A 23,012-nucleotide genomic window follows, 5' to 3' on the forward strand; every position below is an offset into this window, starting at 1 on the left:
AGAACGTCCTCCCGTTGATTTCATGATGACGCATGGACCAGGTACCGGGAAGACCGTGATCAGGCCGGTCGCCCCGCTGACCCGGGCGGCAGCCGGCGGGCCGCCCAGTCCTTCAGCTCGCCCTGTGCCAGCGAGCCCGGGTCGAGCGCCCCGAGCGCCTCGACGAGGGCGGCCAGGCCTCCCGGGTGCAGACGGCAGGTGCGCACGATGCTGATGATGTCCGCCCGGGCCGCGCCCAGCCTCGGGATGGCGCCGGCCAGGTCGACGGGCAGCATGCCGACGACGAGTTGCCGCTGGTCACGGTCGGCCAGGGCGGGCCATCCGGCCAGCAGGGCGACGAGTTCGGCCAGGGCCGCGTCCGGCACCGGTTCCGCACGCCGCCGGGTGGCGGGGAAGTCGTAATGGCGTACGTCGCCGGCCCCGGACCGGTACCACAGCGAGGTGGGTCGCTGTCCTCCCTCGGTGAAGCGTCCGATCACGTCCCGGGCGACCGCGTCCATGTCGGGTGGCCAGTTCTCGCCGTCCGAGGCCTCCAGCGTGGCCAGTACGGCCCGGGAGAACGCCCCGGTCCGCCCTACCGGGTCGTTGACCGCCCGCTGCCCCGGTCCCGAGGCCAGCAGCACGAACTGCTCCCGGCCCGGCAACCGGTCGCCGTGGGCCGGGACTTCGCCGGGGAGGGAGCGCGCGAAGCCCAGGTCCTCGACGAAGGTCTGGCAGGAGTCGACCAGCCAGATCTGGCGCCGGAAGCCGGGCAGCGCGTCGGTGGTGAGAGCGGTCAGCCAGGCGTCCAGGTCGAGGTTGCGTTTGTCGTCGGCGGTGGCGTCGGCGTAGAAGAGCCTGCGGTGCCCTTGCGGGTCGGTGACCCCGTGGCCGCCCCAGACGACGAACAGCAGATCGCCCTCCAGCGCGGGCAGCCGGCGCGTCAGCACCTCCTGGACGGTCTCCCGCCCGGCGGGACGGGCGGTCACGTCCGTCTCGGGTCCGCCCGTCCCGGGCAGGGCGTCCAGCAGCAGGGAGATGTGTGCCGCGGGCACTCCTCGGCGGCGCAGCCAGGCAGTGAAGCGGCGGGCGTCGGCGGCCGGACCCGGCAGGTCCCAGGACGGGCCGGCGGCATAGCGTTCCACGCCGACGACGACGGCGTACGTCCGGTCCGGGCGGGCGGCGGCGGTCACGGCAGCTCCTCGGCCAGGAGGCGGTACAGCTCGGGGTTGCTCCAGTAGGCGCTGTGGGAGAGCGGGAAGGGCTGGCGGCTGTCCAGGGCGACGTCCTGGACCCGGCCGGGGAAGACACCGGCGCCGAGGTAGCTGAGCAGGTCCCGCCGGTCGTACACGTTGAGCCAGCGCGGTACGTGGGCGGGCAGCGGGCTGCCGGGCTCCAGGCTGGGCAGCGCCCCCAGCTCGTACAGGAACGGCGCCTGCGAGCCGACGGTCACCAGCAGCGCGACCTGCGGCAGCGGCCGCAGCACCAGCAGGTCCAGCGCGGCTATGCCGCCGAGGCTGTGGGCGAGCAGCACGACCGGCGGCTCGGCCTCCTGTACGGCCGCCGCGACGGCCTCGCGGATCGGGCCGCCGCGGGCCAGGTAGAGCAGCACGTCCCCGGCGGCCGGATGGGCCGCGTCGGTGAGCGCCGAACGCCGTCTGACCGCCTGGGCGGAGGCCAGGCCGAGCGCCAGCCGTCCCGTCAGCCGCTTGATCCGCCGGGTCACCGGGCCCCGGTGCGTGCCAGGCCCGTCCCCGGTCGCGGCGGGGCCGGGGAGCAGGGCGGCGATCCGGGCGACCGCCTCGTCGCGGGCGGTGCCGTCGAGGGCCGGCGCCGGTTCCTGCCGTTCGGTCCGGCGGCGCACCGCCTCGGCCACGAAGGCACGGGCCAGTTCGGCCGGGCCGGCGCCCTCGGCCGGGGCGCGCAGGAAGCGGCGGCAGTCGTCGGTGGTCAGTACGGCGGCCACGGCGGCGGCGAAGTCCTCCGCGAGGCCCGCCGCGCCCAGCAGCCGGCGCAGCCCCTCGTCCGCGGTGAGCGCCGGGGCCGCCGCCAGGAGGGCCTCGCCGGGCGGCGGTGCGCCGGGGGCCAGCTCCGTTCTCCCCGTGGTCTCCGCGGTGAGCAGGCGCAGTTCGAGCAGCGGGTCCAGATAAAGAAGTCCCCAGAATTCGACGTCCTCGTCGAGGTCCCCCTCCGGCGCGCCGGGGGCACCCGAACGCGGTAATTCACGCCCCGTCCCGTACCCCGGCACGGAAATACCGTTCGAATGCAGAACCGATCCGGCACTTCCTCCCCAATAACAGGAAGACATGCGGACTTCGGGCCGTAACGGCCGTAATCCCCGCCGAACAGCCTCCACGGTTCCGCTGAATCCCGGCTCGCGCACGCCCGTACCGTGTACGAATAAGACCGTCGTCACCGCCGACCCCCCGCTTCCGAACGGCATATTTCAAACGCAGGCAACAATAGGTCAGTTGCCCCCGCACCGGCTACACTGCATGTGAACAACGCCACAGAGTGCGGCACTTGCCGAAGGGGGATGCCGGTGAGCATCGACTCCACTGTCACTCACGTCGTCGCAGCTCTCGCGGTGGTGATCGCGGTCTCCTCCGCTCTGGGCGCGGCGGCTCGCAGGCTTCGTCAGCCCCCGGTCATCGGGCAGTTATTCGCCGGCATCGCCCTCGGTCCCAGCCTGTTCGGCCTGGCCCCCGGCGGGGTGTACGAAACCCTGTTCCCGGACCAGATCAAGCCAATTCTGACTTCGGTGGCGCAAGTCGCGCTGGTGCTCTTCCTCTTCGCGGTCGGCTATGAACTCGACCTCGGCCAGCTGCGCAATCGCGGCACGGTGACCGCGGTCTCGCTGAGCGGGTTCGGGATTCCCATGCTGATCGGGGCCGGCATCGTGCTGCTGTATCCCGGAGGTTTCCGTTCCGCCAACGGCGGGCATCCGATCGACGCGACATTCGTCGTCTATATGGCCGTCGCCCTGTCCATCACGGCGGTCCCCGTGCTGGCGAGCATCATCAGGGACCAGGGCCTGGCCGGCACCAGGCCCGCCACCATCGCCATGGCGGCCGCCGGTGTCATCGACGCACTGAGCTGGCCGGTGCTGGCGATCGCCCTGATCGGCGGCGAGAACGGCTCGGTGGGCGCCTGGACCGAGAAGGTGGCACTGCTGGCGGCCTACGTACTGGCGATGTTCCTCGTCGTACGGCCGGTGCTGAAGTGGTGGATGAACCGGCCCGGCGCCCTGATGACCAATCATGTCCCCGTCGCCGCCGCCCTGGCGCTGGCCTCGTCCTGGGCCACCAGCGCGCTCGGACTGCACGTGATCTTCGGTGCGCTGTTGGCCGGGATCGTCATGCCCCGCCAGCGCGACGGAGCTCCCGACAGCCAGGTGCTGCGCCCGCTCCAGGAGACCGGCGGCCTGCTGCTGCCGGTGTTCTTCACGATCTCCGGGATGTCGGTCCAGCTCACCGGGCTGCACGCCTTTGACCTGGTGCTCCTGCTGGTGATATGCGCCGCGGCGGTGGTCGGCAAGGTGGCTGCCGGCTGTCTGTCGGCCCGGGGCGTCGCCCGGCTGCCCTGGCGTGACTCGCTGCTGATCGGCGTCCTGCTCAACACCCGGGGGCTCACCGAACTCATCGTGCTGAACGTGGGGTTGCAGGCGGGGGTGATCGGCGCCCGGCTGTACGCGCTGCTGGTCCTGATGGCGCTCGTCACCACGGCCGCCGCCGGGCCGCTGACCGCGGCGCTGGGCCGCCCGGCCGGCCCGGCGCCGGAACCCGCAGGCAGCGGCTCCGACGAGCAGCGGACGCCCGGCGCCTGGCCCGGACCGGACCCCGGACAGGCCTCGGCCGTCGACCCCGAACCGACGCCCCAGCCATAGCAGCGGTGCCGGACCGGGCCGCCGGCCGGGCCGTCGGCCTCCGGCCGGCCGGGAGCCCAAGGGCCGGGGCCGGAGGCCGGACCCAGCGGGCTTCGCCTAGAAGGGCACCGGGGCGATGTCGGCCTCGGCCCGCCGGCTGCTGGCCGCGGCGACGGTCGCCGGGTGGCTCTCGCCGAGCGTCCGGCGGAACCGGGTCAGGGTGTCGGTGTGCAGCACCGTGGCCTCGTCCACGCGGTCCAGCGCGCGCAGGTCAAGAGCGACGTTGTTGGCGCAGGCCAGGGTGGTCGGATGATCCTTCCCGAAGGTACGGGTGAGGATCTCCAGGGACTTCTGGTCCAGTTCCAGAGCCTCCTCGTGGCGCGCTTCGGCACTGTGGTGGTTGGCCATGCCGAGGGCCGTCGTGACCGTGAGGATGTGCTCGTCGCCCAGCGACTCGCGCAGGCCCCGCAGCGCGACGCCGACGTGTTCACCGGCCGCGTCGGAATCGCCCAGCTGACGCAGGGTGATGGCCAGGTTCGTGCGGGCCGACAGGGTGTAGGGGTGCACGCTGCCCAGTTTGGCGGTGTAGCGCCCGAGCGTCGCTTCGCCCAGTTCCCTGGACCGCGTCAGCTGGCCGTCCTGCCGGAGGTCGACGACCAGGTTGGCCGCACAGGCGACCGAGTCCGGATGGTCGGCGCCGTAGCGGCTCTCGAACTTCGACAGCGCCAGTTCGCCGAGCTGCACCGCCCCGTCATGGTCCCCGGCACGCCGACGGCACACCGCGAGGACACGGGCACAGCTCACCGTCGAGGGGTTGTCCTCGCCGTAGGTCGCGACGTAACGGGCGTAGACATCCTCCTGGTGGATGACGGCGCCCGCGTAGTCACCGGTCTCGCGGATGTCGATGGAGAGGTTGCTGAGGGTGTTCAGGGTGTCGAGGTGGTTCTCGCCGAGCGCGAGGGCACGCAGCCGGGCCGTCTCGGTGTCGTAGTCGCGGGCCTCCTGGTACAGACCCATCAGCCGCAGCCCGACGCCCAGGCTGTGGGCCGCGCGCAGGGTGGCGGGGTCGTCGTCGCCGAAGGCCCGCAGGCAGCGGTCGTAGACCGAACGGTTGATCTCAAGCGCCTGCGCCATCTCGGCCCTCAGGCGCAACCCGCTGGTCAGCTGGATGAGGGCGTCCAGGGTGCCCTCGTCGTCCTCGCCGGCGACCCGGATGTAGGTGTCCGCGGTGCGCTGCATCATGGCGGCGGCTTCCTCGTACTCTCCGACCATGCGCAGGAGATAGGCCAGCCACTTCGCCATTTCCAGCGTCTGCTGGTCCTCCCCGCCGAACTTCGCGGTCCACACGTCCAGCGCCTCGCGCGCCATGGAGACCGCGCCGTCGTGGTCGCCCCAGTAGTAGAGGAACTCCACGACGCCACGGATCAGGCCGCGCACCCAGGGCGAGTCGCACTCCACGGCCCGCGACACCGCGATGTGCGGCAGCAGCTGCTGGTAGCGCGGCCACAGTTCCCGGGAGCCGGGGCTGTTGGGGTTGGCGTCGGCGAGCAGCAGGTGCGCGCCGTGCCGCATGTCCGCCTGCTGCTGCGGGGACATGCGGTTGACCAGGACGGCCTGGACCAGACGGTGCAGCTGGATGGTGTCGTGCCGGTGCTCGATGCGGGCCAGGGCGTAGACGTTGATCTCCCGGATGGCCCGGCCGAGCCTGATCGGGTGGCGCAGGGCCTCGTCGAGCTCGGGGGCGATGGTGCTCCGCGAGTTGTTGAAGAGGGAGCGCGAGATCGGCTCGGGGGCGAAGAACGAGCAGACCTGGAGGAGCTGGAGCGCCGCGGGGTTGCGCTGTTCGAGCTGGCGCAGCGAGACGTCCCAGGCGGCCGCCACCGACATCGGGTAGTCCGGCGAGGGGACCAGTTCGAGCATCAGCTCGGCGATCTTCTCCCGGATCAGCCCCAGGTACTCGTCCACGGCCATACCGGTGACGGCCTGCCAGGCCGCGGCCTGCTCGATGGCGAGCGGCAGGTCGCCCAGCTCCTCGGCGAGCAGGTCGGCGTCGGCGTCGGACAGGTCGCGGGCCCGGCGGCGCAGCAGTGCCTTGCTCTCCTCCCGGGTGAAGACGTCCACGGAGAGGGTCCTGGCCACCCGGTCCCACTCCTGGTTCCGGGACGTGATGAGGATCTTCCCGGTGCCGCCGGTCGGGAAGTAGGGGCGTACGGCCTCGACGTTCTCGGCGTTGTCGAACACCAGGAGCCAGCGGTCGAAGGGCTCGCCCCGGCGCAGGGCCTCGCGGACCGCCGGAACCGCCCGGTTGGCCTCCGTGCCCACGTTCAGGCCGAGCCGGTGGGCGAGTTCGGTGAGCGCGGTCAGGATCATCGTCGGCTGTTCGGACGGGATCCACCAGATCACGTCGTATTCGGACGCATGCCGGTAGACGTATTCGATGGCGATCTGGGATTTCCCGACCCCGCCCATGCCGTGCAGGGTGTGGGGCAGCACGGCCGAGGTGTCGCCCGTCAGCAACTGCTGATGCACCTGGGTGAGGAGTTCCTCGCGGCCGGTGAAATTGGGGTTGTTGGGTGGCACACTGCCCCAGACCACCGGCACGGTGGCGCGCTGCGGGGCTGCCTGACGCGACTGGGGCGCGGCCGGCCTGGGCACCGCGCTGCCGGGTGACGAGAGGTCGGCGCCCGGCTGCCCGTCGGGACTCGGAGCAGGAATCTCCCGCACGGGAGTCGCGCTCGTGGAATCTCCCGCCGCGTGCTGGTGCTCACTGGCAGTGGTGTCGGTCATGTCCAGGCCGCCCAAATCTGATTCTTCATGTTTATTACGGACATCTCGAACATCGTGGCCCATTCGCCGCGAATCCTCGGGGATCGACGCACCGGGCGGGGCCGCTTCCAGAGCCGCGCCGACCCGGCGGGCCCGCTGCAGATAGGGCCCCGACAGGGCGCGCAGCACGGCCAGTTCGACACGCATGAACGGAGCGCTCTCCGCCGTCACCGGTGGAACCGGTTCGCCCTCCGGGGCGAGCAGCGCGCCCTGCAGCCCGCGGGCCGCCTCGAACCGGTCGCCGTAGAACGCGGACACCGAGCTCACCACCCGGGCCGTGTCCGCGCGCATCGCGCCCGCCAGCAGAGCCTCGCGCGCCCCGTCGACGAACTCCAGCGGCCGGGGTGTGGTGGCGCCGGGCGGCTCGGGGTGCGCGGGCTGCTCCAGCAGGCCGCTCAGAAAGAGCTCCGCCAGATGGGCCGGCCGCGCCTCGGGCACCAGCCTGCGCTGCACGTCCCGCACCAGCCGGGGTTCCAGGACCGCGGCGGCCAGATGGGTGGCCAGCCGGAAGGCGGTGGGGGTGGCATGGCTGCGGAAGCGCCGGATGCGCTCCTGCACCGAGGGCGCCGGGACGGCGAACGGCGACCCTTCGGCGTCCTCCCCGGACTCGTCGGACTCGTCGGACGCCCCGGACTCGTCGAACTCGCCGGACTCGTCGAACTCGCCGGACTCGTCGGGCGCGCCGAGCAGCAGCACCGGGGCCTCCACCCAGTCGGGCTCCGCACCGGCCACCAGGGCGGCCCAGCGGCCCAGCCACCGCGCGTCCAGCTCAAGGACCGGGACCGCCGCCGTCCAGGCGGCGGGCGGCGGGTCGAACGGGTCGCGCCACTCGGCCGGAAGGTCCACGGCCAGTTCGGTGGTGCGGGCCCCCGCGCGGGGGCCGCGCAGCCGTGCCGGGCGCGGCACCAGCGCGGTGCGGTGCCAGTCCCGCTGGGACAGCAGATGCACCACCGCCACCGGCCCGGCCGCCGCCCAGAGCTCCAGCGCCTGCCGGCCGGCCCGGGTGCGCCACAGCGGTCCCAGGCCGTCGGTGAGGACCAGGATGATCCGGCGGCCGGCGCGGTCCACCAGCTCGCCGGGGACACCGAGGACATCGCGCGCCGGGTACGGGCCGCGCAGCACCGCCTCCGGCCCCCGCGGGGTCTCGCGCAGGCCGAGCCGGCGCACCCGTACGTCACGGAAGGCGCCCAGCCGCTCCGCCACCGCGGTGAACTCGGCGACGGTCTGCTCCCAGATCACCATCGTCGGGTGGTCGTCCACCACCAGCACCAGATCGAAGCGGCGTTCGTCGGCCGACCGGGTGTAGGGCACCCACAGGCCGTCCTCGGCGGCGCGTTCCGCGGTGGTCTCCTCGTCCAGTTCGACCTCGAACGCCGAGGGCACCAGCTGCTTCAGCACCCGTAGCGCGCGGGTGATCCCCGCCGCGTCCCGCAGATCCGGCCGCGTGTCGAGCGGCTCCGCGGGCCCGGCCGGCCCTACGGACTCAAGGGGCTCGACGACCGGCTCGACCACTTCGGCCCGGGTCCGCCCGTTCGGCCGTTCCGGCCCGGCGGGCGAGAACGGCAGGAGCAGCGTCTCGGCGTCGACACCCGGGCCGTCGGACAGCTCGGGCCCCGTCGCGGCCGCGGCCGCGGCCTCGCGCGTCGTTCCGGCGCCGGTCTCGCGTGTCGTACCACCGCCGCCCCCGCCAGTTCCACCAGTCCCGCCGGACCCGCCCGTCCCGTCCGTCCCACCGGACGCCGGTGACACGCCGGGGGTTTCGGGCAGCCCGGAGTGCTCCGACAGCCCGGTCGGCCGGGGCTGCGGCGGGCGGTGCGACGCCGGCAGGCGCGCCGCCAGCGTCTGGTACGCGTGCAGCCAGAGGCCCTCCGCCACTTCGAAGGCCTCCGGACGGGCACGCGAGTCATCATCCATCAGGGCGCCCCCGACAACTCACGCCACAGGGCCTCCAGCAGCTCGCCCCAGGACTCGTCGTCCTCCCGGACCCCGGCGGTCCGCAGGAACACCGCGTTGAGCAACTGGTCGGTCGCCAGTCCGCCGTTCTGGCGGCTGCGCTCCACGAACTCCCGGATCATGTCGTCATGCCGGCCCTCCTGGTCCCGGAAGTGCGCGGCGATCATGGCGGCCAGCTGGTCCTCGCGCGGCGGGGAGACGTCCAGCCGGACGCAGCGGCGCAGGAAGGCCGGCGGGAACTGCCGTTCCCCGTTGCTGGTGATGACGACGAACGGGAAGGCCCGGCACCGGACGCGGCCGTCCGTCACCGTGACCGTGGTGTCCGGGTCGTCGGTGAACACCCGTGCCCGGCCCTCGTGATGGCGGGCGCGGACCAGTTCCGGGATGTCGTAGGAGCCGTTCTCCAGCACGTGGAGGAGGTCGCTGGGCAGGTCGATGTCGCCCTTGTCCAGCTCGTCGATGAGCAGGACCCGGGGCAGCTCGTACGGGAGCAGGGCGGTGCCGAGCGGGCCCAGCCGTACGAAGTCCCCGATCCGTGCCCCGGTGCCGCCCTCCGGTACCGCCTCGGCGGTACCGCCGTCGGCGGCGGCTGCCGGGCCCCGCCCGAGGGAGGCCTGGGCGCGGCCGATCGCGTCGTACTCGTACAGTCCCGAGCGCAGGGTGCTGCGCGAGGTGATCCCCCAGTGCAGGACGCGGCCCAGGCCCAGTTCGCGGGCGACCAGATAGGCCAGCGTGGACTTCCCGATGCCGGGCCGGCCGGTCACCAGCAGCGGCCTGCGCAGCAGCAGCGCGGTGTTGATCATGTCGATGTCGTGCGGGTTCTGCCGGGAGGTGGCACGGCCCACGCTGCCGAGCCGGCGGTCGGTCTCGGCGCTGTCGGCCGGTACGGGCGGCAGCACCGGACCGCCGTCGAAGGCCCGCCAGCCGGGCGGCGGCGGCAGCACGTCGGCGAGACGGATGTCGGGCAGCGGCTGCCCGGTGCCCCGGTAGATCCACCAACTGCGGCTGACCGGCCCGCCGTTGTGGCTGTTCTGCACCGGGTGCTGCACGCGGCTCATGAGGTCCCCTCGTCGTTGTGTCCGCCGCGCACGCTGACGGGATCCGACGCCGGGTATTCGGACCAGTCCACCATCCGGTTCGGATTGTCGAGGAGCACCGCGAGGTGACGTCCCGCGTGCGCCTCCCGTCGCGGCGCGGCGGCGGTGGCCGCTTCGCTGCGCAACTGCCGTACGCGTTCCGGCAGTTCGGCGGCCGTTCCCTTCAGTAGTTTGTCGACCCTTTTCCTGAAGTCGCCCGGCGGCGTGGGCCGGCGGTCCCAGACGGCCAGCGGCACGCCGGCCCGCAGGGCGGCTTCGAGCGTGGCCTGGCGGCCCCCGGGTCCGGGCAGCGGCGGCGCGGTGAGCGCGACCGACACCAGCCGGTCGTCGGCGGCGAGCGTGCTGTTCCACCGCACCGGGTCGTGGCCGCGCTCCCCCGTGGTGTCCCAGTGGCAGACGATCCGGGGGGCGGCCATCATCTGCTGCCAGCGGTTGCGCCAGCGCCGGTGGTACCGCCGGGCCCGCATCCGCTCCAGGCTCCGCAGCGCCACCGGGTAGTCCAGGCACAGGGCGGTGGCCGAGGACGGGTGCGAGGCCGTCGGCAGCCACTCCATGGGGTCGTTCAGCAACTGCAGGGGCAGCACGAACTCAAGGACCGGTCTGCCGGGGCGCTCGCCCCAGTCCTCCTCCACGCTGCCGACCAACTGTTCGACCGCGGCCTCGACTTCGTCCAGGGCCACGATCTGGTCCTCTCCTCGCTCCGGCCGCCATGAGCCCGGACGCCGCTGGCGCCAGTGGGACAGCAGGTACTCGTCCGAGCTGATCCCGTGCTTGCTCAACTGGACAACGAGACAGGCGGGAGCCGGTTCCGCCACCCCCAGAGTGATCTGTGAGCGAAAGATCTCGAGGGGTTTCACCAGGTCAAGTCGCTTGCCCTGGTCGTCGTTCCAGGCGCGCAGATCGTCGATGACCTGGCGGTCGACGCCGGACGCCGGGCCCGCCGCGATCGCGTGCTCCACCAGGGCCAGCACGGGAAGCAGGCCGTCGGGACGGGCGTTGGCCCCGGCGAGGAAGTCGAAGGCCTCCTGGAGGGTGGCGACCGGGCGGGCCGGGAGCGGAAGGTCACCGGCCGCCGCGTGCAGCAGGCCCTGCGGATCGGGATGCGGGAAGCGGCCGAGCAGCGAGCGGGCTCTGCGGAACTCGGCTTCGGGCAGTACCGCCAGAACCGGCGAGGCGGCGACGAGCTTCACGATCCGCAGCACCGGAAGGGAACCGGGGTCGTACACCTGGAGGGTGTCCACCAGCACGGAGAGCCCGGTGGGCCGTTGCCAGCAGGCCCGGGCTATCTCCATGATGTCGTGCCGCTTCCGGTCGTGTCGCCGGAGGTTGGCTAACTCGGGTAACCGGCCCGCCAGCATGTCGATCAAGAGATCGCGCCCTCCCGGTGCATCGAGTCCCGACACCGCGCACATCTGCTCCACCAGCTCATGCTCGAAACCCGCCGCATGACCGCCGTTTGCGCCACTCAACAAGCGTCCCCCCGTCATGACTCCTGTGCCCCTCAACTCCCTCTCGTCGCAGGGTAGTCCGGGCACCGCAGCCCTGAGTCCAGGGTATGGCCAGGCGTAACGCGTGGCCACCCCGGAGCGCTCTGTCACCGGCATCCGCCGGGCGGCCGACGGGTGATCCGCCGCCGTACGGCTGCCGCTTCGCGGCCGGGCGGGGGCACGGCCTAAGGTCGTCCGGTGACGAACAGCAGCGCGACCCGTTCCCACGACCTCGACGGCATACGTCCGGCCCCGCACACCGGCCCGCACACCGGCTTGCTCACCGGCCCGCGGCCGGGCCCGCACTCCGGTGTCAGGGAACGCCTGGTCCCGCCCTTCCCCGAACCCGCCACCCGCCTGTGGCGGCTGCTGGGCCTCGGCCCGGACCGGGCACGGCGCCTCGCGAGGGCGACGGAGTGGCTGGGCCCGCTGCTCGTCACCGCCCTGGCCGGCGCCCTCCGCTTCTGGCGCCTCGGCCGGCCGCGGGACCTCGTCTTCGACGAGACGTACTACGCCAAGGACGCCTGGGCACTGCTGCATCTCGGGTACGAGGGCACCTGGCCGGACCGCAAGATCGCCGACCCGCAGATCCTGGCGCACCCCCAGGTGATCTCGCTCTCCGACACCGGCTCCTTCGTCGCGCACCCGCCCACGGGCAAGTGGGTGATCTCCGTCGGCGAGTGGCTGTTCGGCCTCGACCCCGTCGGCTGGCGCTTCATGACGGCACTCCTCGGCACCCTGTCGGTGTTCATGCTGTGCCGCATCGGCCGCCGCCTGTTCCGTTCGACGTTCCTGGGCTGCCTGGCCGGGGCCCTGATGGCGATCGACGGCCTGCACCTGGTGATGAGCCGCACCGCGCTGCTCGACCTCGTCGTCATGTTCTTCGTGCTGGCGGCCTTCGGCTGCCTGCTGATCGACCGGGACCGGGCCCGGGCCCGGCTCGCGGCGGCCCTGCCGGCCGACGCGGAGGGCCGGGTGCGCCCGGACGCGGACACCGGTGACCGGGCCCCGACGGGCCGGCGGCCCTGGCGCCTCGCGGCCGGCGTGCTCCTGGGCCTCGCGGCCTCGACCAAGTGGAACGGTCTGTACGTCCTGGCCTTCTTCGTGGTCCTGACGCTGCTGTGGGACGTCGGCGCCCGTCGCGTGGCCGGCGCCCGTCACCCGTACCGGGCGGTCCTGCGCCGGGACCTCGGCCGGTCGGTGCTCTCCCTCGTCCCGACCGCGCTCCTGACGTATCTGCTGACCTGGACCGGCTGGTTCCTGTCCGACGACGGCTGGGGCCGGCACTGGGCGGACGGCCGGGGCGGCACCTGGTCGTGGATCCCGGCCCCGCTGCGCAGTTTCTGGCACTACGAGTACCTGGTGTACCAGTTCAACGTGGGCCTGCACACACCGCACAAGTACCAGTCGAACCCGTGGAGCTGGCTGGTCCTCGGCCGTCCCGTGCTGTTCGCCTACAACTCCCCGCAGCCCGGCCAGGACGGCTGCTCCACGACGGGCTCCTGCACCCGCACGGTCCTCGCCCTGGGCACCCCGCTGCTGTGGTGGTCGGCCTGCCTCGCCCTGGCCTACCTGCTGTACCGGTGGGCCATGCGCCGGGACTGGCGGGCGGGCGCGATCCTGTGCGGGGTGGCGGCCGGCTACCTCCCCTGGTTCCTCTACCAGGACCGTACGGTGTTCTCCTTCTACGCCGTGGTCTTCGTGCCGTACCTGTGCCTGGCCGTGGCCATGATGATCGCAGCCGTGCTCGGTCCGCCCGGCGCGACCCAGCGGCGGCGGCTGCGGGGCGCGGTGGCCGCCGGGGTGCTGGTGCTCCTCATCGCCTGGAACTTCGTCTACTTCTTCCCCGTCTACACCGGGCAGACGATCCCCTACAGCGGCTGGCAGGCCAGGATGTGGCTCGACACCTGGATCTGACGCTCAGCCGCCTCTCGGGTCCGGCTCGGTGCGGCGGACGGCCGGTCAGCGGTGTGCCGAGGCCGTGGGGCTGGGCGCCGGGCCCTCCGCGCGCAGCGAGCGGTGGTCGCGGCCGGGAGTGGCGCGAGGAGTGGGTGTGCCCGCCGCCGAGGTGGCCGGCGTCTTGGCGTGGTGGCGGGGCACGACGTCCTGGGGGAAGATCAGCTGGTCGTTCATCCACGTCAGGGCGGCGGGCATCTCCCGTACCCAGGTGGGGAAGTTGTGGCTGCCGTTCTCGGGGAGGATGGAGACGACCCGCATGGGCGCCTTGACGGCCTTGATGAAGGCCTCGGTCTCCTGGTAGCCCTTCTCGCCGTGCTTGCTGTTGGCGACCAGGACCGAGACCTGGGGCACGGGCAGGTGCTTCAGCCGCCACATCAGGTCGTGGCCGTCGATCCGGGCCTGCCGGCCGGGTCCGTTGCCGAACAGGTCGCCGGTGGTGGGGTCGTCCTTGACCCGGTAGTCGGGCGACAGGGCGGCGGCCGTGGTGTAGACGCCGGGGTCGCGCATCGTGAGCTGGAGGGCACAACTGGCGCCCGAGGAGTACCCCATGACGCCCCAGGAGTTCGCGTAGTGGCCGGCCCGGTAGACGGACTTGATCGCCTCCGGGAGGTCCTTGGCGAGGAACGTCTCGGTCTGCGGTCCGCCGGGGACGTCCACGCACTCGGTGTCGCGGGGCGGGGCGATGGTGGGCCGGATCATCACCATGATCGTCGGCTGCATCCGGCCCTGGCGCTGGAGTTCGCCGGCGGTCTGCGAGACCCGCAGGTGCTGGGCGAGGTTGTAGATGCTGCCCGGGTAGCCGCTGAGCGCGACGATCACCGGGAAGCGCATGCGGTGGTACGCCTTCTGGAAGTACTGCGGCGGCAGATAGACGAAGGCCGGGTCGACCACGCCGGTGCGCCGGCCGATGATCTTCACCGACTCCACCCGGCCGACGGCCGCGGCGGGCCCGTCGGGCAGCCCGCTGACCCGGCTCAACTGCTGGTCGCCCCCGGGCTGCACGAGGGACGCCCCGTGCACGCTGCTTATGCCGTTCACCGAGCCGCCGCCGTTCCCGCCGGCCGCCTGCGTCAGGCCGACCGGAGCGGTGTCGACGTTGCCGAACAGCTCGTTCCAGGAGCCGAAGAACTGGTACGACGAGTTCACCGCGCACGCGAACGCCGCGACGATCGTCACTTGCGTCATTCCGATGGCCCCGAGCCGCCCCAGCACAGGCCACAGCCCCGGCCTGGCGAGCCGCGGCCACAGCCAGACCAGCAGCGCCACACACAGGGCGGCCAGCGCCGCGAGCGCGTATACCGTCGTACGACTGGTCAAACCCATGTCCCTCAGTCCCTGTTTTCCCTGCCCGTGCTTCGTTGCTTCCGCACAGGAGGAGGGCGGAAGAGCCTTCCGCGTTCCGTAACGAGGGATTCAGGAAGAAGACATGACCTGTTACGCCATGTCGGGCGGGGGTCGCCGCCGAGAGGTGACGGACATCACCGTCTCCGGCCCGTGCACCGGCAGCGGCCGGGAGGCCGCGCTGCCGGATTTCGACGGCTGCCGGCAGTCTGGCAAACCGGGGGACGGCCCCCCGCGCGGGGGGCCGTCGTGCTCACCTGACGTCGGCCTCACCTGACGTCGACGAAGTCGCCGGCCGCGGTCGCCGGGCCGGTGGTGCCGGTGCCGGCGAAGACGTAGCGGAAGTAGCCGTCCGTCTTGGCCTTGGTGGTGGTCCTCAGCGCTCCGGCGCTGCCGCTGGTGACCGTCTTCAGGGTGGTGTAGGTGCTGCTGCCCTTCTTGCGGAACTGCAGCCTGACCGCCTGCCCCTGGTAGCCGGTGTAGCTGCCGCTCTCCCAGTTCGCGCGGGTGAGTCTGCCGGTGACGGTGACGGTCCTGCCCTTCTTCACCGGTTCGGGCGAGGCGTTCACCGTCACCTTGGCCAGCCGCTTGACCCGGGCCGTGCCCGCGGCGTCGATCTCCGTCCAGTCGTCGGTACGGTCCTGGGCCCCGGCGAGCACCTTCCAGGTGCCGGCGAGGCCGTTGTGGTCGAGGTCCCGCGCGGCGTCCACGGCGATGCTCACCGTGCAGGCGGAGGTGGTGGGGTCGGTGGGCGACACCGTGCAGGTGCCCGTCGGCGGGTACAGCGGCAGGATGCCGTCGGCGTCGTCGGTGTTCGGGCCGTGCCACAGGTAGGCCCAGGAAGCGGCGACGCCGTCCGGGTCCGTGGCCGTCCAGGTGAGGGTGACGGTCTTCTTGGTGGTCAGGCCGAGCACGATGTCCTTGCCGCCGTTGACGACGACGTTCGAGAACACCGTGTCACTGGGCGTGGCCCGGTCCGCCGCCTGGGCGGCTGTCGGGAGCACCGACGTGGCGAGGGCGAAAAGGCCGGTGGCAAGGGTGACGGCGGTGACGGCCGGGCGGATGCGCATGGAATCCCCCTTAGGGATGGACGGCTCGCCGCCTTCGGGCGGCAGGCCCTGATGCTGTGTCACACCCGCTAGACATGTGGGGGACGGTCACGGTTGCCCCCGTGTTCCTACCGTGTTCGTGACTCCACCCACGCGTAAACGCGCGGGCTTCCTGCGTCGGTGGCTAAGCTGCCGCGCAGAGGACCAGCCCGGCCCTGTTGAGGACGTTCGTCGCGCCGACGTGGTCCGCGTTCGCCGCGAACCCGCACGCCGTGCACTGGAACCTTTCCTGGGTGACGCGGTTCTCCTTCGCTACGTGCCCGCACTGGGGGCACGTGCGGGAGGTGTTGCGCGCGTCCACCGGAACTGTGAGGCGACCGGCACTCTCAGCCTTGTTCGCCAGGATTCCGAGGAACTGTGCCCAACCCGCGTCGAGGATGCTGCGGTTGAGGCCGGCCTTTGCGGCAGCACCGTTCGGCAGGAAGCTGCCGGGCTGCCCGGGGTCGGCCTTGTGTGCGGGGCTCTTGGTCATGCCCGCTGTGTTCAGTCGCTCGTGCGCGATCACGTCGTGGCCGGTGATCAGCGTACGTGCGGTCTTGTGGTGGAAATCGGCGCGCTGCCGCCGGATCCTGCCGTGCAGCCTGGCGACCTTCCGTGCCGCCGCGCGGTGGCGCTTGGTGCGCTGCCGGGTCCGCTTCGGGAACGTGGCGAGGTGCCGCTGCGCTTCGGCGAGTTCGTCGGCCATCGCCTGGACAAAGTGCGGGTTGGCGACGTGTTCGCCGTGCGAGGTGGTGAGGAAGTGAGCGACGCCCATGTCGACACCGACGATCGCCCCGGTGGGCGGCAGCTCCTCGGCGGGCACGCTGTCGCAGGCGAGGACGACGTACCAGCGGTTCCCTTCACGCTTCACGCTGATCGTCTTGACGCGGCCCTGTACGGGCCGGTGCTGGTGCACACGGACGTGCCCGACGCCCTGGAGCCGTACGCGGGTCTGTGCATCGTGTGGGGTGGAGTCCCAGCGGCAGCCGTCGCCGTCCTTGGGGAAGGTGACGGTGTCGAAGTGCCCTGCGCCCTTGAAACGGGGGTAGCCCGGCATCTGCCCGGCCTTGACCCGGCGGAAGAACGCCTGGAACGCCTTGTCGAGACGGCGCAGGGTGGCCTGCTGGGAGGAGAACGACCAGCGGCCCTGACGCTCCGGGTCGAATGCGCGGATGTCTTTGAGCTGGGCGGACTGGTCGCCGTACTTGATGCTCGTCTTCGAGGTGTGCCGGTAGGCGTCCCGGCGCTCCTGCAACGCGCCGTTGTACAGGGAGCAGTGGTCCCGCAGCATCTCGCCGAGCGCTGCCGTCTGACGGGCCGTGGGGCGCAGGAGGAACTTGTACGCGCGGATCACGAGCCGTCCCCCTTCTTCCACGGGCGTTCCCACTGGGTGTTGATGTACTTCTCGACCGTGGCCGCCGACACGGCGCCGACCGAGGCGGCGAAGTACGACGACGACCACAGGGTGGGCATCCGTGACTTCAGGTGCGGGAACTCCTCGCGCAACACGCGGGATGTGAAGCCCTTGAACTGGTTCGCCACGTACGAGGCCGACGACTTCGGGTCGTGCTTCACGAACAGGTGCACATGGTCGGGCATCACCTCAAGGGCGATGACCTCCCACCCGCGTTCGTCGGCCTTCTGCCGGATCAAATTGTCCAACCGTTCCGCGACCCGCCCACCGAGGACCGGACGGCGGTACTTCGGGCACCACACCACGTGGAGCCCGAGGTCGTACACGCCGCCGGAGAATCGGCGAACCTTCCTGGTCACAGTCACACGATCACTATACACACGCCGCATGTCTAGTGCGGTAGAGAGGCTGGCTCAGGTGAACAGTGCAGATCCGTGCACCCAGTTGAGGTCAGAGCAGGGCTCAGAAGCCATTCCCCACCCCGCTAAAGCGGGGCGTCCCCTGGCTAGGTACTGATGGGGGGCGGCCAGGCGCCGCCGCTGCCGCCCCCGCCGCTACCGCTACCGCTCCGGGGATCAGGGTCTGCGCGGGACCCGGCCGGCCCCGCCACAGGGTGGCCCGTCCGCGGGGCTGTGCGGCGAGCAGGACGAGGCGGGGCCCGCTGTCCCGATCCGGGGCGAGCGGATCCGGGCTTCGGGGCGGCCGCTGCCGGCGTGTCCCCCGCCGGGAGTTTCCTGTCACTCACAGAGGGGGAACACCGATGGGGCGGAGGACGCCTCTGCGGGGGCCGGCCCTCGTCGTGGCAGCGGTTCCGCCCCAGTACGGGCCGACGGCGGCGCGCGGCTCAGTCCGGGCCACCGCGGCCGCGGTCTGCGGGCACCCGAGCGAACGGTCCACGCGGGAGCGCGGATCGACGGGGGACCCGACGGCGGGGCGCGATGCGCACTCGATCTCGCGACGAGGCCGAGCCGGTCCACGCCGACCATGGCGGACGGCTCGTTCGGGCCTATGACGGAGAGGCAGGTGCACGCCACCGAGTGAGGAACCGTCGCCACCGGCGTCAACGACGGCGCCCGCTTCGTCCCGCCCGTGCGCACCTCCGACACCGACGCACAGCACGTGAAGTTCCCGATCGCCTGCTGAACTCATCCGAAGTTCCCGAAAGGACGACGATGGTCTCCTCCTTCCGTCCCATCGACCGCCGCACCATGCTGCGCGGCACGCTGGCCGCCGGCGCCGGCGTCGCCCTCGGCCAGCTGCTGTTCCCCGGCATCGCACAGGCCTATGCGTGGTCGCGCACCCTGGAACAGGGCGCCACCGGCGCCGACGTGACCGAGCTGCAGATCCGGATCGCGGGCTGGGCGGCGGACAGCGCCGGCCAGAGCCGGGTGAGCGTCGACGGGGACTTCGGCCCCGGGACGGCGGCCGCCGTACGCCGCTTCCAGACCGCGTACGGTCTCACCGCCGACGCCAGCGTCGGACCCGCCACCCAGGCGAAGCTCAACGCGCTGGAGCAGTCGGACGGCTCCACGCTCCACTTCGACTGGAGCGAGTTCGTGAACCAGTCGGACGGCACCTTCAACGGCGGCAAGCTGAGCGCGTCGCAGGTGAAGGAGAACGTCCGCCGCTGCATGTACAAGCTGGAGGCGCTGCGCAAGAAGCTGGGCGACCAGCCGATCACGGTCAACTCGGGCTTCCGCAGCATCGCGCACAACGCCGAGATCGGCGGGGCCAGCGACAGCATGCACCTGTACGGCACCGCGGCCGACCTCGACGTGCCCGGGGTGGCCAACAAGACCGTCTACCAGAAGGCGGAGACCTGCGGGTTCTCCGGGCTGGAGACGTACACCGCCGACCACCAGCACGTCGACAGCCGGGCCGACCTCGGCCGGGACTGGTGGTGGGAGAACGGCACCGTCTGACGCCGCTCCCGGGGAAGCGGAGCCGCGGGTACCGCCGCTTCGGTACCCGCGGCTCCGGGCTGCTCACCTCTCCGGTGTGCTCTTCAGCGCGGCCGCGCGGGAGGGGCAGTCATGGAAGCCGTGCCGGAAACTCCACAGCCGGCGGGCCGCCTGAACGGCTGGACGCCTGAACGGATGGACGGCTATTTGCATTCGACTCGTCCGGCCGGGGCGGTTCCCGTCGTCAGCGCCTCGCACGCCGCCTGCCAGGCGTACGGGTCGGGCTGGAGCTGGGTGCGCAGGTAGGCCGCGGTGAGGTGACCGAGCGCCGCGACGCGCTCGGGGTTCTCGTCGGTGGTTTCGTCGGCGTCGTATCCCGATATCCCGCCGAGCAGGTGCTCGGCGCCGAACAGGGTGAGCAGGGTCTTGGGGGCCGGGGCGAGGTGGTAGGGGTCCGCGTGCCAGTCGGGGCCGATGTCGGTGAAGTGCGAGGAGTCGTCCTTGTCGCCGGCGACGACCAGGGTGGGCGTGGTCATCGTGGAGAAGTCGGTGGTGTGGAAGAACGGCACCTGCCCGGCCATCCAGCCGTTGAGGACGTCGCCGCCCCTGCCGGGTGCGGCCAGCAGCACGCCCGCCTTGATCCGGGGCTCGCTCAGGTCCACTTCCGTCCCCGTGTCGGGGTCGGTGATCCGCGCGCCCAGCAGGAGGCTCGCGGTGTGGCCGCCGAGGGAGTGCCCGGCGACGGCGATCCTGTCGTGGTCGAGGCGCCCGGCGAGCTGCGGCACGGTGTTCTCGACCTCGTCGAGCCGGTCGAGTATGTGACTCATGTCCTCGGCGCGGGAGCGCCAGAAGAGTGGGGCTCCGGGGGCGCCGGCGAGTTGTCGGCTCAGGGTCCGGGAGCTGAGGTGGGTCGGCTGGACGACGGCGAATCCGGCGGCCGCCCAGAGATTGGCGAGGGGGGCGTACCCGTTCAGCGAGGAGAGGTTGTTGGACCCGCCGTGCCCGTGCGAGAGCAGGACGACAGGCAGGCCGGTCCCGGTCGCGGGCGCGGAGACACGGACCTGGAGATCCACGGGCCGTCCGGGCACGGACAGGGTCACCGGGCTGTACGACAGGACAGGAGCGGCCGCACCGAAGGCGGCAACGGTGTCGGCGGTGTCGGTGGATGAACTCATGGTGAGCGGTTCCCTTCTGGGTCCGGCCGCGACCAGGCGAAACGGAACACTGTCCCGATTAACTATCCGGAACATCGTCCCGCTTGTCAAGTGACGCCCGGCCGGCCAGGCGAGAGCGGACACCCCGGGGGCAGGAGGGTGAGCGCGTCGGCGGCGGATCTGCGCGCCGGGCCCCGCCGGGAATAGCCTGGGGAAGGGTGCCACCGGGACGAAACGGGCCTCCCGATGCATCCCCTTCACCAAGGGGGACGTAAAGAGGGAGGCGAAGAGCCATGCCCTGGAGTCTGAGCGGCACATATCTGGAGAGCTGCAACTGCGACGTGGTGTGCCCCTGCACCACATCGGGCCTCACCGCACCGGCCGACCAGGAGCGCTGCCAGGTGACCTTCGCGTTCCACGTGGACAGCGGGAACGTGGACGGCGTGAACGTCGCCGACCGCAACGTCGTCGTCTTCGTCGACGCGCCCCGGGTGATGGCCGAAGGCGGCTGGCAGGTGGCAATGTACCTGGACGCCTCGGCCGACGACGACCAGGCGGAGGCGCTGGGCAAGGTCTTCTCCGGCCGGGCCGGCGGGCCGATGGCGGCGCTCACTCCGCTCATCGCCGAGGTCCTCGGCGTGGAGCGCGTCCGCATCGACTACCGCGACGACGGCCGTCGCCACACCGCACGGGTGGGCGACGCCATCGACATCGAGATCGAGGACCAGGTTGCCCCGCAGTTCGGCGAGGACGGCCCGGTCATGGGCCTGACCGGCATGTTCCACCCGGTGAACAGCACGCTGGCCATCGCCAGGTCCACCCGGGCGACGGGCAAGGGCGTGTACGGCCGGTCCTGGGACTTCTCCGGCGGCAACGGGCACTCGGCGCCCTTCACGTGGTCCGCGTGACCCATCGGCCGGTCACCCTCCGCCGCGGGGCGGGCTCCGCCGGGCCGCTGCTGGCCGCGGCGGCTGCCGCCTGGGTCTGGGTGGTGACGCACTGGGGCGGTACCCGGGCGATGCCGGGCACGATGGGACTGGGCCTGCCCGCCTTCCTGGCCGTGTGGACGCTGATGACGGCCGCGATGATGCTGCCCGCCACGGCGTCCGTCGCCGCGCTGTACGCCCGCACCATCACCGTGCGCAGGACGCCGCACATGATCGTGTTCACGGTCGCCTACCTGCTCGTCTGGGCCGCGGCCGGGCTGCCCGCGTACGGACTGGCCGCCGGCCTGGACCGGGTGGCGGGCCTCCCTGCCGCGACGGGGACCGCGGTGGCCGCGGCCCTTTTCGCGGTCAGCGGCGTCTACCAGCTCACGCCCCTCAAGGACCGCTGCCTGGCGAGGTGCCGCTCGCCGATCGGGGTCACGCTGCGCTACGCCTCGTACCCGAGGCCCACGCGTGATCTGCGGGCCGGAGCCCACCACGGGGGTTTCTGTCTGGGCTGCTGCTGGTCGCTGATGGTGCTGCTGGCGGCGTTCGGGGTGATGAACCTGTGGGCCATGGTGGTCCTGACCGCCGTGATCACCGCCGAGAAGCTGACGCCGGCCGGCCGCCTGGTGGCCCGTGCCGTGGGAATCGCCTCGATCGCCCTGGCCGGCGCCGTCTTCTGGGTCCCGGCACTGGCTCCCGGCCTCACCGGCGGCACGGCCGGGATGTGAGCGCGCCGGCCCGGCCGCTGCCCACGCCCACCCGCACCGGCGTACGCGGCGGAGCGCGAGGGGACCTACCGGGTCGGTCGTGCGCGCGGATGCGCGTTCATGAGTGCTCCTCGTCCTTCGTGCCCGGTCAGGCGGTGTACTGGTAGGCGGCGTAGGTGAGATAGCCCGCGTCGCCGCCCTGGTAGTACGTGGCCGGGTCGGCGGGCGCGACGGGCAGGCCGGTGCGGAGGCGTTCCACCAGGTCGGGGTTGGCGATGAAGGCGCGGCCGAAGCTGATCAGGTCCGCGCCCAGGCCGAGCCAGTGGTCGGCGGCGGCCCGGTCGGCCTGCTTCGGGCCCATCGGGATCACCGGGTTCATGACCAGGCTGCCCGGCCAGGCGCGGCGCAGCCCGACCAGCACCTCTTCCTCGGCGGTCGCCTCCAGGTGCACGTAGGCGAGGTCGAAGCGGGCGAGTTCGGCGAGCAGGGCCGCGTACAGCTCGGGTACCTCGGTCTCCTCCACGCCCCAGAAGGTGCCGCCCGGGGAGAGCCTGATCGCGGTGCGGGCCGCGCCCACGGCATCCACGGTGGCGGCGACCGCCTCGACGGCGAAGCGGATGCGGTGGGCGATCGGGCCGCCGTAGGAGTCGGTGCGCAGGTTGGCGTTGGACGACAGGAACTGGGAGATCAGGTAGCCGTTCGCGCCGTGCAGTTCGACGCCGTCGAAGCCGGCGTCGACGGCGCGCCGGGCGGCCGCCGCGTACGAGCGGGCTTCCCCCGGAATCTCGGAGAGGTCCAGGGCGCGGGGAACCGGCGCGGGCCGTGGGCCGGCCGGGGTGAACACGTCGCCCACGGCGGCGACCGCCGACGGTCCGGCCGGCCGCAGGCCCGTGGTGTCGGGGTGCGAGACCCGGCCGCCGTGCATGATCTGGGCGAAGATGCGCCCGCCGTTCGCGTGCACGGCCTCGGTCACGGGGCGCCAGGAGGCCACCTGCTCGTCGGTGTAGAGGCCCGGGGTGCCAGGGTTGGACTGCCCGGCCAGGCTCGGCTGCACCCCCTCGGTGACGATCAGTCCGGCGGTGGCCCGCTGGGCGTAGTAGACCGCCATGGACGGGGTGGCGAGGCCCCCGGCCGCGGCCCGGACCCGGGTCATCGGGGCCATCACGACCCGGTTGGGCAGCTCCAGACCGCCGAGCCGGTAGCGGTCGAACAGCGTGGTCTTGCCGGTCATGCCGGAACTCCTTCGTACGAGTCGAAGGCCCACGGACGGCGGGCCCGACGGGTACGCTAGAACCTGACATCAATGTGA

General features: G+C 72.2%; 16 protein-coding genes. 5 read left to right on the forward strand and 11 right to left on the reverse strand.

Going from position 1 to position 23,012, the window contains the following annotated elements:
• Positions 1-59: 59 nt before the first annotated feature.
• The gene (locus LQ326_RS48295) at positions 60-1,172 is read right to left on the reverse strand and encodes an effector-associated domain 2-containing protein (protein WP_234536736.1); all 1,113 of its coding nucleotides are present in this window, start codon (positions 1,170-1,172) and stop codon (positions 60-62) included.
• On the reverse strand, positions 1,169-2,227 hold the full coding sequence (locus LQ326_RS15160) for a hypothetical protein (protein WP_234536739.1): 1,059 nt from the start codon (positions 2,225-2,227) through the stop codon (positions 1,169-1,171). Before LQ326_RS15160 ends, LQ326_RS48295 begins: the two co-directional genes overlap by 4 nt.
• Before the next feature lie 294 nt (positions 2,228-2,521).
• Here LQ326_RS15160 and LQ326_RS15165 point away from each other — a divergent pair, with 294 nt between their 5' ends.
• The gene (locus LQ326_RS15165) at positions 2,522-3,865 is read left to right on the forward strand and encodes a cation:proton antiporter (RefSeq protein ID WP_234536741.1); all 1,344 of its coding nucleotides are present in this window, start codon (positions 2,522-2,524) and stop codon (positions 3,863-3,865) included.
• A 96-nt stretch (positions 3,866-3,961) separates the two neighbouring features.
• On the opposite strand, the gene fxsT is transcribed toward LQ326_RS15165, so the two are convergent.
• The 3 genes from fxsT to LQ326_RS15180 are packed head-to-tail and all read right to left on the reverse strand — an operon-like array spanning position 3,962 to position 11,324.
• Positions 3,962-8,584, reverse strand: a complete 4,623-nt coding sequence (gene fxsT / locus LQ326_RS15170) for an FxSxx-COOH system tetratricopeptide repeat protein (RefSeq protein ID WP_234536743.1) — start codon at positions 8,582-8,584, stop codon at positions 3,962-3,964.
• Positions 8,584-9,681 (reverse strand): AAA family ATPase, encoded by a 1,098-nt coding sequence (locus tag LQ326_RS15175; protein ID WP_234536744.1) that lies wholly within the window; start codon positions 9,679-9,681, stop codon positions 8,584-8,586. Before LQ326_RS15175 ends, fxsT begins: the two co-directional genes overlap by 1 nt.
• A complete protein-coding gene (locus tag LQ326_RS15180) occupies positions 9,678-11,324 on the reverse strand; it encodes a VMAP-C domain-containing protein (RefSeq protein ID WP_308401923.1) in 1,647 nt (548 codons plus the stop codon). The genes LQ326_RS15175 and LQ326_RS15180 overlap by 4 nt, the downstream gene beginning before the upstream one ends.
• A gap of 81 nt (positions 11,325-11,405) precedes the next feature.
• On the opposite strand from LQ326_RS15180, the gene LQ326_RS15185 reads away from it, so the two are divergent.
• Entirely contained in the window at positions 11,406-13,124 is a 1,719-nt protein-coding gene (locus LQ326_RS15185; RefSeq protein ID WP_372496851.1) for a dolichyl-phosphate-mannose--protein mannosyltransferase, read from the forward strand.
• Positions 13,125-13,169: 45 nt separating this feature from the next.
• On the opposite strand, the gene LQ326_RS15190 is transcribed toward LQ326_RS15185, so the two are convergent.
• The 4 genes from LQ326_RS15190 to tnpA form a co-directional block, all read right to left on the reverse strand.
• On the reverse strand, positions 13,170-14,489 hold the full coding sequence (locus LQ326_RS15190; protein ID WP_234536747.1) for an alpha/beta hydrolase: 1,320 nt from the start codon (positions 14,487-14,489) through the stop codon (positions 13,170-13,172).
• Between the two features lie 287 nt (positions 14,490-14,776).
• Entirely contained in the window at positions 14,777-15,577 is an 801-nt protein-coding gene (locus LQ326_RS15195) for a hypothetical protein (RefSeq protein ID WP_234536749.1), read from the reverse strand.
• A gap of 163 nt (positions 15,578-15,740) precedes the next feature.
• Entirely contained in the window at positions 15,741-16,949 is a 1,209-nt protein-coding gene (locus LQ326_RS15200; protein ID WP_234536752.1) for an RNA-guided endonuclease InsQ/TnpB family protein, read from the reverse strand.
• On the reverse strand, positions 16,946-17,368 hold the full coding sequence (gene tnpA / locus LQ326_RS15205) for an IS200/IS605 family transposase (protein WP_372496852.1): 423 nt from the start codon (positions 17,366-17,368) through the stop codon (positions 16,946-16,948). Before tnpA ends, LQ326_RS15200 begins: the two co-directional genes overlap by 4 nt.
• An 813-nt stretch (positions 17,369-18,181) precedes the next feature.
• On the opposite strand from tnpA, the gene LQ326_RS15210 reads away from it, so the two are divergent.
• Positions 18,182-18,931 (forward strand): D-Ala-D-Ala carboxypeptidase family metallohydrolase, encoded by a 750-nt coding sequence (locus LQ326_RS15210; RefSeq protein WP_234536757.1) that lies wholly within the window; start codon positions 18,182-18,184, stop codon positions 18,929-18,931.
• Positions 18,932-19,113: 182 nt separating this feature from the next.
• Here the strand turns inward: LQ326_RS15210 and LQ326_RS15215 are convergent, their stop codons facing one another.
• Complete coding sequence (locus LQ326_RS15215) at positions 19,114-20,085, reverse strand: alpha/beta hydrolase family protein (protein ID WP_234536760.1); 972 nt, start codon at positions 20,083-20,085, stop codon at positions 19,114-19,116.
• Between the two features lie 272 nt (positions 20,086-20,357).
• Here LQ326_RS15215 and LQ326_RS15220 point away from each other — a divergent pair, with 272 nt between their 5' ends.
• Positions 20,358-20,972 carry a DUF1326 domain-containing protein gene (locus LQ326_RS15220; RefSeq protein ID WP_234536763.1) on the forward strand — a complete coding sequence of 205 codons (615 nt, stop codon included), beginning with the start codon at positions 20,358-20,360 and terminating at the stop codon, positions 20,970-20,972.
• Entirely contained in the window at positions 20,969-21,724 is a 756-nt protein-coding gene (locus LQ326_RS15225; protein WP_234536765.1) for a DUF2182 domain-containing protein, read from the forward strand. The genes LQ326_RS15220 and LQ326_RS15225 overlap by 4 nt, the downstream gene beginning before the upstream one ends.
• A 127-nt stretch (positions 21,725-21,851) precedes the next feature.
• Here the strand turns inward: LQ326_RS15225 and LQ326_RS15230 are convergent, their stop codons facing one another.
• Positions 21,852-22,934, reverse strand: a complete 1,083-nt coding sequence (locus LQ326_RS15230; protein WP_234536768.1) for an alkene reductase — start codon at positions 22,932-22,934, stop codon at positions 21,852-21,854.
• Between the last annotated feature and the right edge of the window lie 78 nt (positions 22,935-23,012).

Origin of the sequence: Streptomyces shenzhenensis (assembly GCF_021462265.1) — a bacterium.
Classification (GTDB): Bacteria; Actinomycetota; Actinomycetes; order Streptomycetales; family Streptomycetaceae; genus Streptomyces; species Streptomyces shenzhenensis.